Origin of the sequence: Myxococcus xanthus, from assembly GCF_013116825.1 — a bacterium.
GTDB classification, from domain to species: domain Bacteria; phylum Myxococcota; class Myxococcia; order Myxococcales; family Myxococcaceae; genus Myxococcus; species Myxococcus xanthus_B.
In genome coordinates, this window is the sequence record NZ_JABFNS010000006.1 from 1 (window position 1) to 12,390 (window position 12,390).

The following is a 12,390-nucleotide window of genomic DNA, read 5'->3' on the forward strand; positions in this document are numbered from 1 at the left end:
GGGCTGGCCCTGGGCGCGGTGGGGAAGGTGGCGGGAGTCGTCGAGACGCTGGCCATGGGCATGGGCGCCCTGCTGAAAATCCTCAACGCCCTCAACGCTTCCTCGGCCCTGGCTGCGCTGGCGGGTGCCATGGACAAGGTGACTGCGTCCATGGGCGGCATGGTGGCCACGGCTCCCTCCGTGAAGAGCAGCCTGGCGCGGCTGGCCCTCTCCTTCGGGACGCTGCTGGTGCCGCTGGCCGCCGTGGCCGCCGCAGTGACGGGCGTGGTGCTGCTGGCGGGTAGCGTCTACGCGGCCTGGGAGGACAGCAGCACGGGCCTTGCCGAATTCTTCCTGGGCCTGGGCGCACGAATCAGCGAGTGGGCGGGGCGAGTCGCGGACTCCTTCTCCCGGGCCTTCTCCGCGCTGGGGGACTTCCTGCGCGGCATCGCCGCCACGGTGTTGGAGAAGGTGGCGTCCTTGGTACGGGGCGTTTCTCGCCTCCTGGAGCCGGTGGCCAGGGCGGCAGGCTTCTCCCAACTGGCGGACACCTTCCGGGACGTCTCTACCATTACGGGCAAGCAGCTCCTCGACACCCTGGGCCAGGGCGCCCAACTGCTTTGGAGTGGCGCGAAGGAGACCGCCGAGGCCGTGGGCGTGGCTGTGGCCGGCGCGGGGCGGACACTCGCCGAGGGCGCCGCCTTCGGGCTGAATACCAGCCTCGCGGGGGCCAAGAGGCTGGGGGCGGACCTCGCCAAGGCCCTCAACCTGGAGCACCTCACGGACAAGGTGCAGGCCCTCCTCGCCCAACTGACGGGGACGTCCGCGCCGGGCAAGGCCCGAATCCGCAAGCCCACGGACAAGGCCGCCCTGGCCGCCGCCGCGAAGGAAGAGGCCGCCCGAGAGGCCGCGCTGGCGAAGCTCCAGGCCCAGGCCAACGAGGAGGCCCGCCGCGAATACGTTGCCAGCGTTCGCGCGGATGCGGCTGCCGGTGCTGCTGCCTTCCGGGAAATGCGCCTGCAGGCCGAGGCCCTGGCCGAAGCGGCGCGGCGGGCCATGGAGGACGCTCGCGCGGCCCTCGCCGAGAAGTTCGCCTCCGCCTTCGGACGGCTGAATGGCCTCGTGGACACCTTCATCCAGGGCCTCACGGCGAGCGGCTCCGTGCTGGGTGGCGTGGCCGCCGTGGCGGGGGACCTGCTGATGCAGTCCGAGGGCTTCCGCGAGACGCTGGCCATTGTTGAAGGGCTCATTCAGCGCGTAGCGGACGCCCTGGGCGCCTTCCTCGTGCCGCTTCAGCCGCTGCTGGGCGCGGTGTCCGGAATCATTGACGCGGTGGTGTCGGTGCTGACGCCACTCTTCACGCTGCTGGGGGACATGCTCCGCCCGCTGGCGCCGCCGCTGGTGCTCATCGGCCAGATACTCCAGGGGCTTGCACCGCTTCTCCAGGTGGTGGGGCAGGCCTTCCTCGCCGTCATGGCGCCATTGCAATTGATTGCAGGGCCAGTGCTGAAGGCCCTCTTCTCGGTGCTGAAATTCGTCGGGACGGTGCTCCTCAACATGGCGAAGGCCATTGGCTCCGTCTGGAATGCGGTGGTGGGGGCGGTGCAGAAAGTCATCCGCGCCATTTCCTCCCTCGTGGACTGGACGGGCTTTGACGGGCTGGAGAAGTTCGCGCGAAGCCTCAACCGGCTGCGCGTGGACACGGACGCCATGGGCGAGGCCCTCGACGTGCTGGGGGACACGACGTGGGATTCCGCCATGGCGCGTGCCGAGGAGACGGCGCGCGTCAGGGAGCACACCCAGGCCGTCTCCCGGGCCACCGAGGCCCTCACCAACGTGCCCTCCGCCTGGAAGCGGGCGCTGCGTACCTTCGAGGCCGAGGACGCGCAGACGGGGCCCACGCGGCCCCCAAGCCCCACCACGCCCGCGTTGCCGGAAGGGCCGGGGGAGGGCGAGCACGCTGCCTCGCCCATTACGTCCTTGCCGCCCCAGCTGCTGGAGATGCTGCTGCGCTTCTTCCCCGGTGTGCGCTCCATGCTGCCCGCCGCCACGGCGCAGGGGGCTCCCGTCACCTACAACATTGTCGGCTACGACATTGACGCGGCCATGGAGGCCACGCGCCGGGACGAGACGCTGCGCCAGCAGCGCGCGGACGTGCGCACCTCCGGCAGTCGCTTCCTGCTGACTTCGCGCTACTCCGCCACCTGAGGCCTCGCATGCCCGCACTCGCCCTCTCTGGGATTCCTCTGCCCGTGCTGTCGGACAAGGGACTGACGTACACGCCGACACTGCTGGGGGAGTCCCGTCGCGCCTTCTCCGGCTGGCTGCGCAGCAGCGAGCGCCGGGAGGTGTACAGCTATGCGGGCAACACGGGCCCGCTGACGCAGGAGGACGCCCGCGCGTACCGTGGCCTCCTCAAGGGCGAGGGGGACGTGTGGAGTTTCGACGCGGACTTGCGCAGCAGTGCCTTCCTCGCGCCGAGCGCGACGTCCGGGACGCTGGACGCAGGAGTGCCCGGTGGCCGTTACGGCGGCTGCCTGCGCATGGCCGTCAACGCCAGCCTCACGTTGCCCACGGCGCTGGGGACGAAGTGGACGGTGGCCTATTGGTGGAGGCTGGAAGGGGGCGGCGACTGGCGGCACTACGTCCACCGGGCGGGCCACTTCATCTCCGACAACGGGCAACTCAACGTCCGGACGCCCAATAGCGGCGCCCTCCTGGTGGCGACAGCCTCCCAGTTGCCGGGAGGGGCGGTGCAACTGCGCAACCTGGGCGGCTTCTCTGGCGGCATTTCCAACCCGAACAACGCCGCGCTGCTGGTGGATGACCTGGTGGTGCTGCCGTGGGTGGCTCCCGCCGCGTGGGTCGCGCCCTGGTACTCGGCGGGCCAGCCCTTCGGTGCTCCGTACCCGTACCACGTGGCCTCGGGAGAGGCCCTCTATGAGCCGAGCACGGTGCTGGGCCGGGTAGGGCAGGGGCGCGCAGTGGAGTGGTGGGAAGGCACCTCGCGCGTGCTGGGCCAGGAATTCGACTTCGAGTTGCAGGAGCGCTGACGCATGCGTCCCCTCACGGCCTTCCAAGCAGCCCTCCTCACGAGTCCCGCAGGCTACTCCACGCACCCTCGCGTCTGGGTACGCGACGCGGCGGGCACGTACCGCAACCTGAATGCACTGCTGGGCGCGGACTGGGTGCTGGGGGTGCGCGTCAACGAGAAGGTGGACGCGCCCGTGGCCGAGGCCGAGGTGGTCCTCGTGCGGAGCGGGCCTGTCTCCCTCTCTCCGTTGGTGACGCAGTCGCCAGCGAACACCAACGCCTCGGGCAGCTTCGCGCCGCTGCTGGCCGAGGGGGCCTACTTCCGCGTGGAACTGGGCTTGGCTCCGCTGCGAGGTACCCCCCGCGAGGAGGACTACTTCGAGGTGTTCCGGGGCAGGGTGGACGAGGTGGACGCGGGACCCGAGGAGTTGAAGGTGGTGGGCCGGGACTTGGGCGGACTCCTCCAGGACACCTTCATTGAAGTGGAGCGGGACTATGGGGACGACACGCACGGCGTGCCCGTCCAGGACGTCATTCAGGCCCTCTGCAATGACAACGGCCTTGCCGCCTTCGGCCTCTACACTCCCGTGGACCCTCTCTCCCAGCGCGGCAAGTACACGCAGAAGGTGGAGCCGGTGCTGGACGCGGCGCGCACGCTTGCCCAGCGCGTGGGGTGGGAGTGCCGTATGCGGTGGCGGGCGGACACCGGGGGCTACGCGTTGACGCTGTACGCCCCGGACAGACTCCAGACGTTGGAGGACTGGAGTTTTGGCCCGGACGAGTACGGAGATTTGGAGTCCGTGACGCGGCAGTTGGTGGACATCCGCACGGATGTCGAAGTCATCTACAGCGACTCGCGCGACTTGGACGCCTCGGGGACAGCGAAGCGCAAGAAGGTGACGGCCAGCAACCCGGCTGCCCGTGCCCAGGTTGGCCGCAGGTGGATGCAGTTGGCGGAAGGGGCCTCCAGCAACATTGACACCGAGGCCGAGGCACAGCGACTCGCTGACGCCGCGGTGGCCGACCTCTCGGTGTCACCCCTTACGGTAGCCATGCTGGTGGACCCGCACCCCGGCCTCGAGTTGGGGGACGTGGTGCGCGTGCTGCCGGATGGAGTGCGCCTCGACACTCCCCACGCCCTGGCCGTACAGGAGTTGGAGTTTCAGTGTGCCGTGGACGGCACGGCGCGCATGAAGCTGGTGCTGCGCGGCCAGCCCTCGACGTCCGTGCGCGAGTGGCTGGAGCGAGACGCCCGGCCCGGTGTTGCTCCCAGCGCACCCTTTGCCGGACCCGCCGCGCCGCAGGGCATGCGGGTGACGCCCACCGTCAGCGGCTTTTCCGTGACGTGGACACCCGCCGCGACGGGCCCCGCCTGGGAAGAGTGCGAGTTGCACACCTCCCGGACGGCGGGCTTCACGCCCTCGGGTGCCACCTTCACGGCCCGAGGGAAGACGACGCGCTTCCAACTCTCCGACTTGCCGCCTGGGACAACGTACTTCTGCCGGGTGGTGGGGCGAGACACCAAGGGCAACGTGGGCGCGCCCTCCGAGGAGGTGTCCGTCACCACGGGCTACCTGACGCCGGCCTCCTTTCAGCCTGCGGTAGCGTTTGGTGACTCCCCGCCCAATGCGGACTTCGAGTCCTGGAGCAGCGAGGCCATGCCCCCAGACGCGTGGACGCTCGCGGTGGGCCTGTGGGGCGCCCATGCCCAGGTGACAACCGACGCGTACACCGGAGGGCGCGCCGTGCGGCTGGTGGCGAACGGCACCCGTCTCGACTCGCAGGCGATGATTGCCAGGCCCGGGGACAAGTACAGCGTGGACGTCATGGTGAGGGCCGCGCAATTGGGCACGCCTCTCTTCGTGCATGTCGTTTGGTACGACGGAGCCTTCAACCTCCTGAGTGTCGCGACGACGAGTCGGACGCTCGCGAGCAGCGAGTGGCAGCGCCTCACCGGCTTCCACACCGCGCCCGCTGGGACGCGCTACGTGCAGGTTCGCCTGCTGACGGAGGCGACGGTGGGCAGTCCGTGGCTCTACGTGGACTCGGTGCGGTTGGAGCGCATTGGCGGCCTCGTGGAACCCTGGGCCACCATTCGCACCGGCCAGCTGAATGACTTGGAGAATGGCTGGACGCCCTGGGACGTGAATGGCTGGCCACTGGGGTACTACAAGAACAGCGACAACGAGGTGTCCATGCGTGGCCTCGTGCGCCCAGGGACGGTGGGCTACGTGAATCTCCACCGGCTGCCAGCGGGCTACCGCCCCAGCAGTTCGCGCGCCTTCCCCGTGCCGACGAGTCACGGCCTGGGCCTCGCGCAGCTCAACCCTGACGGCGGCTTGCAGGTGTACTCGGTGCCAGCGGGGGCGGCATGGGTGGGCCTGGACACTGTGCGCTTCAGGGCGGAGGCATAGGCGCGGACCACGGCCGGAAAGTGTCCCCATTGAGGAGGGAGAGCGGACCGCCGCGCGGCATGGCGCCGTGCGGCCCGCGCGAAAGGCCTTTCCATGCTTCGCCCTTCCTTCCTCCTGGTTGCAGCTCTCTCCCTCGCTGCGCCCGCCCTGGCCTCCGAGGCGTCTGGCGTCCCGGACCCGGGCCACGTCGAGGAGTTCGCCCGCCTCGTCTTCGATGCCGTGACGACGCGCAACTGGGCTCTCGTCGCGTCTCTGGCAGTGGTGGCGCTCGTCTACGTGCTGCGCCGCTTCGGGGGTGAGTGGCTGCCGGTGCTGCGCACGGCGAGGGCGGGCGCGGCGCTGGCGGTGGGGGTGTCCGTGGCGGGCGCGGTTGCCAACGCGCTGCTGGCCGGAGAGCTGTTTTCCTGGGGGCTGCTGCTGAAAGCGCTCGGCATTGGCCTCGGGGCGGCTGGTGGCTTCTCTGTCCTGAAAGCCCTGCTCTTTGGTGACGAGGCGGTGGAGAGGGCCGAGGAGGCGGGGGCCGTGGCGGCTGGGGAGATTACCGGCAAGGCCATGGCGGTGGCCGCGTTGGAGCAGCTCCGCCGGGACGGCAAGCTGTGAGGCCGCTGGGGTTGGTGCTGACCCTGCTTCTCTCCGGGGGCGTGCGTGCGGAGGGCGAAGTCCTGGATGTCGCGCGGGCCTCCGTAATTCTTCAAGATGGGCGCACGGTGGACGTCTCCGAGGGCTGCTGGCTGTCCACGTCGCGGTGCGTGGACACAGCTCAGGAGGTGCGGCGCCTTCATGCGGAGAACGAGGCGCTGCGCCAGCACTCGGGCGACGTGCCGCTGGTGAAGGTGCTGGTGGCGTTAGCCCTTGGGGTGGGGCTGGGCTTTACCGTGGCGCAGTTCGCGCAGTGAGGGTGTGAATCTATAAAGTCCGTGTTCTGTGGACTTTATGGATTCATCTCGTTGAGAATCCTCGGGAGCCCACTCATGCCTCCCGAGGACCGCATGCCCGCCACGACGGACAGTGACAGACGCCCCGCGCAGTCCCGCGTTCTCCCTCCACTCCCGACTTCAAAGACTCCCCAGCCGCTCTTCACAGTGGGCGGCGTCCGGTACGAGGCTGTGCGCGAGTTGATGCGGATGCCCACGGGCGAGGCGCTGCTGCTGGCTCACCGTTACGCACTGGAGGAGGAGTCTCCTGGACGATGTCTTGTGCGTCGTCTGCCGAGTCCCTCGACCCACGAGGAGCGAAAGCGGCTCTCCGATGAGATTCAACTGGCCTTCCGGCTCAATCACCCCAGCATCGCTCAGGTTTTCCACCTGAAGATTCACCAGAACATGCCTCACGTTGTCATGGAGCACGTGGACGGCCCTTCGCTGGACACGTTGGTAAGCGCGGGCGTAGCGCGGCGGAAGCCCGTGCCCGAGGCGTTGGCCCTCTACGTCGGGGCCGAGATTGCGGATGCCCTTCACTATGCCCACACGTTGCGAGGCGAGGATGGCAAGCAACTGGGCATCATCCACCGTGACGTCAACCCTCGGCACATTTACCTGGGGGCGCACGGCGGGGTGAAGCTCGCCAACTTCGGTGCCGCGTACTCGCTCATGGTGGGACGGCTTGAATCCCCCGCGAATCTTGTCCGGGGTGACGTGGCCTATGCCTCTCCTGAGTACCTGGAGCGCCTGCCGTTGTCCCCGGCCTCGGACGTCTTCAGTTTGGGCGTGGTGCTCGTAGAGCTGCTGACGGGCACACACCTCTTCGACGTGGAGGACGTGCCTTCGACTCCCAAGGGGATGAGTCCCCTCATGGCCGAGCAGTTTCCCTCCCTGCCGTTGACGCAGATGCGCGTGCTGCTCTCCAGCTTTAGTCCGGCGGATGTGGAGACGGCCGTGGGTGGGCTGTCAGCGGATGTGAAGGACATTCTCCACACGGCTCTGCGCGTCGTCCCGGGGGAGCGCTTCGCCACGGCGGCGGACATGGGGGCCGTGCTGCGAGCGGCGCTGACGAAGCGGCATCCCACGTATGGGCGCCAGGATGCCCAGGTGGAGGTCGCCCGAGTCATCGCGGAGGGAAGCTGCCTGCGAGACGTGGTGGAGTTCGGTGAGGGCGGCCTCTACCCAGAAGGGCTGGACGCGCACGAACTTGAGGCGCTTGCGAAGAAGGACTAGCGAGTCAGCGCAGTAGCAACGTGGAGGAGCGCGTCCAGCTTCTCCTCGTCCAGCTTCCTTGCGAGGGCCAGCAGGCGGCGCAGCTCGGGCGTCTCTGCTTCTAGGGCAGGGGAGCGTGGTGGCTTCTTCCCTCCTCCCCGAGGCGTCGTGCCCAGCAGGGCTTCGGGGGAGATGCCCAGCGTCAGGCCGAGGCGGTGGAGGACGGGGACACTGGGCAACACCTTCCCTCGCTCCAGACGCCCATAGGCGGGCTCCACGAGTCCCACGCGCTCTGCCACCTCGGCGCGCGTCATCCCCAGATTCTCCCTCGCTTCACGCGCAACCGTGCCGATGGTGATTGCCAGCTCTTCATTCATGGAACGTTCCGAGGGAAAGGAGCGCGAGCATCGCTCGGACCCGAGTCTCGTCCAATTGCCGCACCCGGCAGAAGAGGTGGCGACGGGCGGGCGAGTCCGTGTCGGGAGGCGTGGCGCGGGTGTGGCCCATCAACTCGTTGGGCGACGCATCCAGTACCGCGCAGAGGCGGTGCAGGGTGGGGACGCTCGGCAGCATTTTTCCACGCTCCAGGCGGCTGTAGACGGTGTGGGCAATCCCCAGGTGCCGGGCGACTTCGGCTTGCGTCAGTCCCAACCGGCTTCGCGCGGCGCGGGCGGCGGGGCCGATGAAGGCGGCGAGCTGCTTGCGAAGTTCGTGGGCGGAAGTGACTTCCTGCATGCCTTCTTCCTAGTGGAACTGAATGCCAGACGTCTAGACACTGATGATGGATGTCAGACGTCAATCGGCATAAGTCGGTCGAAAGGAGGGACTCCCTACAGGGTAGTCCATTTGGTAGGGTGCGCAGCCAGTTGGGAGGGTGCGCACATGAGCGAGGGCCTGAAGGCCGGGAGACGGACGCAGTGAGGCCGCGTGGGCCTGCCTTCGCAGCGCTCGCGCCCGGTGCCCAGGTAGTGGGCTACACGGTGGAGCGTCGGCTGGGCAGCGGCGGCTTCGGTGCCGTGTACCTCGCACGGTGTGAGGGGCAGGCTTACGCGCTGAAGTTGGTGGACCTGGCGCGCGTGGGTGCGCGGGTCGAGCGTGAAGTCTCCATTCTGCTGAAGCTGAGTCACCCCAACGTGGTGGGCATTCACGGCTTCGGGAAGTGGCCGGTGGCGTCTCCTGAGTTCGGCGTCATCGTCATGGAGTACGTGGCAGGGCGGCAGTTGGACGTCTGGGCGTCCGAGGAGAACCCTTCCGCGAGGCAGGTGGCGCGCGTCATGCTGGACGTGGCGCGGGCGCTAGAGGCTTCACACGAAGCAGGGGTGCTCCACCGTGACGTGAAGGAGGCCAACGTCATGGTGCGCGCTGCGGATGGCGCGGCCAAGCTGGTGGACTTCGGCGTGGGGGACTACGCGGGAGCGCCAGGAATCACGGCGGACATTCTGCCGCCCGGAACACCTGAGTACCGCTCTCCGGAGGCGTGGAGCTTCTTCCGTCAGAACGCGCGTGTGCCTGGGGCCATCTACACGCCGGGTCCCTCGGACGACTTGTGGGCGCTGGGCGTGGTCCTCTATCGACTCCTCACCGCGCGGCCTCCCTTCACGGGGGACCATTTCACGCTGGCGGATGTCGTCATCTCGAATGATGCGCTTCCTCCACGTCAGGTGAACGAGCGTGTGCCTTCGGCGCTTAGCGACGTGTGCATGCGGCTGTTGGAGAAGACGCCAGCCGCGCGGGTACCGAGTGCCGGGGTTTTGCGTGCTGCGCTTGAGGTGTTGCTGCAAGGGGCGGACGCAACGTGGGACGTGCCGCTGTGCGACTGCCACGGTGAGGACACCGCGACGACGGAGGGTGGCAGGGACACTCTCGACAAGTGGGTGAACGAACCGCTTCACCGCCCGCGGCGCGGCAAGCGGCCGAATTGGGAGACTCCGTCTCCGCTGGAGGTGCGGCCTCCCTCGTTGGAGAAGGACTCCGAAACGGCAGGGGCATCGAGGCCCGCGACGGCTTCCCGAATTTGGGGCACGGCCGCTCTGGCGATGCTCTTGGTGCTCGTCGCGGTGGTGCTGGTTTGGAGCTTGCGGACGTCACCCGTCGCGGGGGCCATGCCGCCCCGTCAGGAAGTAGCGCGTCCCGGGAGTTCGTCCCAAGCTGTCCACGCCGCAGATCCCCCTTTCGTCAAGGAGTCCACCCCTGCGGCCATCGCTGCTCCTGCGATGCTCCCCGAGGCCACACCTGTGAAGATGGAGAAGACTGAGATCCCGATGCCACCGAAGTCTGGAAGGAAGGGCGCGGGCATCATGAGCAAGGCGATTGTTGCCGTGGCGGCATGCACGGGGTTGGCGTGCCCTGGCGCAGAGGTGCGTCCGCCGCCGCCTCCAGAGCCGTGCCCAGCGGGAGCCGCTGATGCGATGGAGAAGTGGGGTATCGAGGCAGGCGCCCACCACGGCGTGACGTTCCTAGTCAGAAGGCCGCAGATTATCGCGGTGACGGATGGTCCGACTGAATTGCTGTTGCTCGGTGAGTGGAAGCGCATGCCCGACGGCACAGTCTTCTCTGGTCGGCTCGCGGTAAGTGACCGCGTCTATGGCCGATTCACCCATGCGCGTACTCGCGATGGGAAGAGCTTCCCTGTGTGCCTGGAGCTCCTGTCTGAGTCTCTGGTGAAGGGGTTGGAGAGAAAGCCAGGCGATGACAGCCCTGCCTCTGCCCGCGTTTTCACGACAGGGGATGTGCGGGCGGTGTACGAGTTTAAGTGACGCGGCGTGCGCGCGATGCCGCATGAGGGAGTTGCGGACGGATGCATGCAACATCATCGGTCGTTTTCCTCGGACTCTTGCTCATTGCCGGGGGGGCGGTGGCACAGGGAAACACGGCCTTGAGTGGAGGTTCTCGGCGCATTGAATTGGAGGCGGATGCCTCCGGCTCGCCCGTCGAAGTCACGATAAGCCCTGGCCTGTCCACGGTGATTCTTTTCGACTCTGAGTTGGCGCAAGACGAAGTCGACTTGGATGGGCGAAGCGTCTTCGCGAATGTTGATGTGGGCCGCACGACGATGCGGCTGATCCCATCTAGCAAGGCTCTTCCTGGCGAGAAGTTCCGGGTGTCAGTGCGATTCCGCGACGGTGCAGCGCCTTCCGGAGCTTCGTTCTTACTAGCGGTTCATCCCGCGCGGGCGGACAGCCTCATTGAGGTTTATCGGAGCGCGCGAGCCGTCGAGTCGTATCAGCAAGAAGCGAGGGATGCGCGAGCGGAGGCTCTGCGGTGCCAGCAAGAGAACGCGCGTTTGCTGTCAGAGCATGGCGCCCCAGGGGGCGTTGCTGGCTTGCTTGCGGTTGGCGGAATCGACGTGAACGGCGTGGCAGGCAAGATTGTGACAGAGACGATCGCCTCTGATGCCAAGAGCGCGCTCCTGCCCTTCAAAGTGCATAGCTACCGCTCAACGGGGCGCGTTGCCCTTGAAGTCTTCCTGAGTGGCTTGCGGGGTGAGATGCCGTGGACTGCGAGTGGCGCTGCACTTCGCGGTCCGCCTGGAACTGATTTGAAGGTGCTCCGCGTGTGGCAGAAGTCACCCATTGCAGCCGGTGGAACCGGGCGCGTGGTTATTGAGGCGGAGGCTTCTCCCGAATCCTCACGCGGCCCGTTTTCGCTCAAGCTGTGGGAGTCCGAGGGAGCACGCACGGTGACGATCAACAACGTCACTTTCCCCTGATAGGTGGGAGGGTTGTCCGGTGTGCATCGCTACGGGATTCATGCAGGGCGCGGGGCAGATGCGCCCCGGGGCGATCGCGTTTGTCGGGGCAAGTGCTCCACGCTTCGGGCAATTGGTCGGCACGGATGGGACCGGTGGCTGCTCTGTCGTAACGCACCGGTAACGCAGTCCCGTGGACGTGCCTGGACGTGACTGGACGGTTCAGGTACGGTCTAAGTGGGTTAAGTGGGACGTAACCCCTCGGAAGTATTGGCGGTAGGGCACGAGAATCGAACTCGCCAGGGACGCCTCTCGGCGCCCCTCATCGGTTTTGAAGACCGGGCCGGCCACCAGGTCCGGAGGCCCTACCGTCTGCGATTACGCCGGACCCTCCGGACCCCGTCAACCCGGGGCCACAGCACTACCGGGCCTTCGTCGGCGTCTGTTCCGCCTTCAGTCCCGGCAAGCCCTTCACCAGCGTGGACACCAGCACCTGCGTGAGCTCCTCAGCGGGGGAACCCGGGAACCCGCTGCACGTCAGCTTCAACGCCACGATGCCGTGCACCCCCGCCCACAGCACCTCCGCGAACTGCTCCGGCTTCGTGCCTTCCTCCAGCCTCCCGGCCGCCAGCAGGTCCACGAACACCTGCACCAGCACCCCGAATGACCTCGGCCCCGCGCCCTCCGGGCTGTCCCCGAACAGCGCTGTGGAGAGCTTCGGGTCCTCCATGAAGATCAGCCGGTACGTCTCCGGGTGCTCCAGGCCGAAGCGGATGTAGGCCTCCGCCAGCTTGGGCAAGCGCTCCAGCGGGTCCTCCACCTGGGCCGCGGGCTCCAGCATGGCCAGCAGGTCCTGGAAGCCGCGCACGCACAGCTCCTTCGCGATGGCCTCCCGGTTCTCGAAGTGGAGGTAGAGCGTCGCCGGTGCGTACTCCACCGCATCCGCCAGCTTGCGCATCGAGAGGGCAGGGAAGCCCTCCTTCACCACGATGTCCCGGGCGACTCGCAGAATCTGCTCGCGCAGCTCCGCTCGCTGGCGCGCCTTCCGTTCCGCAATCCCCATGCTCCCAGTGTAGGCCTTGACCCACTGAACGCCCAGCAGTAGATGAACGGCGTTTATGAACGGTGTTCACAAACCACTCGC

Annotated in this window: 11 protein-coding genes and 1 tRNA gene; 8 read left to right on the plus strand and 4 right to left on the minus strand. The window is 67.6% G+C overall.

Annotated elements, in window-relative coordinates; all coding sequences use genetic code 11:
* From HNV26_RS02795 to HNV26_RS02820, 6 genes are all read left to right on the plus strand, one after another.
* A partial coding sequence (locus tag HNV26_RS02795) for a phage tail family protein (protein WP_171452762.1) occupies nucleotides 1-2,187 on the plus strand: 2,187 nt, incomplete at its 5' end.
* Nucleotides 2,188-2,195: 8 nt separating this feature from the next.
* Nucleotides 2,196-3,032 carry a hypothetical protein gene (locus HNV26_RS02800; protein ID WP_171443276.1) on the plus strand — a complete coding sequence of 279 codons (837 nt, stop codon included), beginning with the start codon at nucleotides 2,196-2,198 and terminating at the stop codon, nucleotides 3,030-3,032.
* Between the two features lie 3 nt (nucleotides 3,033-3,035).
* Nucleotides 3,036-5,426 carry a fibronectin type III domain-containing protein gene (locus HNV26_RS02805; protein WP_171443277.1) on the plus strand — a complete coding sequence of 797 codons (2,391 nt, stop codon included), beginning with the start codon at nucleotides 3,036-3,038 and terminating at the stop codon, nucleotides 5,424-5,426.
* A 93-nt stretch (nucleotides 5,427-5,519) separates the two neighbouring features.
* Nucleotides 5,520-6,026, plus strand: coding sequence for a hypothetical protein (locus tag HNV26_RS02810; RefSeq protein WP_253816164.1), 507 nt, complete (start codon nucleotides 5,520-5,522; stop codon nucleotides 6,024-6,026).
* Between the two features lie 14 nt (nucleotides 6,027-6,040).
* Nucleotides 6,041-6,322, plus strand: coding sequence for a hypothetical protein (locus HNV26_RS02815; protein ID WP_366816738.1), 282 nt, complete (start codon nucleotides 6,041-6,043; stop codon nucleotides 6,320-6,322).
* Between the two features lie 93 nt (nucleotides 6,323-6,415).
* Nucleotides 6,416-7,579, plus strand: coding sequence for a serine/threonine-protein kinase (locus tag HNV26_RS02820; RefSeq protein WP_171443289.1), 1,164 nt, complete (start codon nucleotides 6,416-6,418; stop codon nucleotides 7,577-7,579).
* On the opposite strand, the gene HNV26_RS02825 is transcribed toward HNV26_RS02820, so the two are convergent.
* Together HNV26_RS02825 and HNV26_RS02830 are read right to left on the minus strand one after the other, a co-directional pair.
* Nucleotides 7,576-7,935: a helix-turn-helix transcriptional regulator gene (locus HNV26_RS02825; RefSeq protein WP_171443278.1), complete on the minus strand. Its 360-nt coding sequence runs from the start codon at nucleotides 7,933-7,935 to the stop codon at nucleotides 7,576-7,578. The genes HNV26_RS02820 and HNV26_RS02825 overlap by 4 nt on opposite strands.
* Complete coding sequence (locus HNV26_RS02830) at nucleotides 7,928-8,293, minus strand: helix-turn-helix domain-containing protein (RefSeq protein ID WP_171443279.1); 366 nt, start codon at nucleotides 8,291-8,293, stop codon at nucleotides 7,928-7,930. Before HNV26_RS02830 ends, HNV26_RS02825 begins: the two co-directional genes overlap by 8 nt.
* Before the next feature lie 182 nt (nucleotides 8,294-8,475).
* On the opposite strand from HNV26_RS02830, the gene HNV26_RS02835 reads away from it, so the two are divergent.
* Complete coding sequence (locus HNV26_RS02835; RefSeq protein ID WP_171443280.1) at nucleotides 8,476-10,314, plus strand: serine/threonine-protein kinase; 1,839 nt, start codon at nucleotides 8,476-8,478, stop codon at nucleotides 10,312-10,314.
* 41 nt (nucleotides 10,315-10,355) lie between these two features.
* A complete protein-coding gene (locus HNV26_RS02840; RefSeq protein WP_171443281.1) occupies nucleotides 10,356-11,267 on the plus strand; it encodes a DUF2381 family protein in 912 nt (303 codons plus the stop codon).
* Nucleotides 11,268-11,517: 250 nt separating this feature from the next.
* Here the strand turns inward: HNV26_RS02840 and HNV26_RS02845 are convergent.
* A tRNA-Sec gene (locus HNV26_RS02845) sits at nucleotides 11,518-11,616 on the minus strand.
* 51 nt (nucleotides 11,617-11,667) lie between these two features.
* Entirely contained in the window at nucleotides 11,668-12,309 is a 642-nt protein-coding gene (locus HNV26_RS02850) for a TetR/AcrR family transcriptional regulator (RefSeq protein WP_171443282.1), read from the minus strand.
* Nucleotides 12,310-12,390: the final 81 nt, after the last annotated feature.

Excerpts from the sequence above, each read along its gene's own strand:
- HNV26_RS02825 (WP_171443278.1), bottom strand. The coding sequence starts at position 7,935 with ATGAATGAAGAGCTGGCAATCACCATCGGCACGGTTGCGCGTGAAGCG.
- HNV26_RS02800 (WP_171443276.1), top strand. The coding sequence starts at position 2,196 with ATGCCCGCACTCGCCCTCTCTGGGATTCCTCTGCCCGTGCTGTCGGAC.
- HNV26_RS02830 (WP_171443279.1), bottom strand. The coding sequence starts at position 8,293 with ATGCAGGAAGTCACTTCCGCCCACGAACTTCGCAAGCAGCTCGCCGCC.
- HNV26_RS02810 (WP_253816164.1), top strand. The coding sequence starts at position 5,520 with ATGCTTCGCCCTTCCTTCCTCCTGGTTGCAGCTCTCTCCCTCGCTGCG.
- HNV26_RS02820 (WP_171443289.1), top strand. The coding sequence starts at position 6,416 with ATGCCCGCCACGACGGACAGTGACAGACGCCCCGCGCAGTCCCGCGTT.
- HNV26_RS02805 (WP_171443277.1), top strand. The coding sequence starts at position 3,036 with ATGCGTCCCCTCACGGCCTTCCAAGCAGCCCTCCTCACGAGTCCCGCA.
- HNV26_RS02840 (WP_171443281.1), top strand. The coding sequence starts at position 10,356 with ATGCATGCAACATCATCGGTCGTTTTCCTCGGACTCTTGCTCATTGCC.
- HNV26_RS02850 (WP_171443282.1), bottom strand. The coding sequence starts at position 12,309 with ATGGGGATTGCGGAACGGAAGGCGCGCCAGCGAGCGGAGCTGCGCGAG.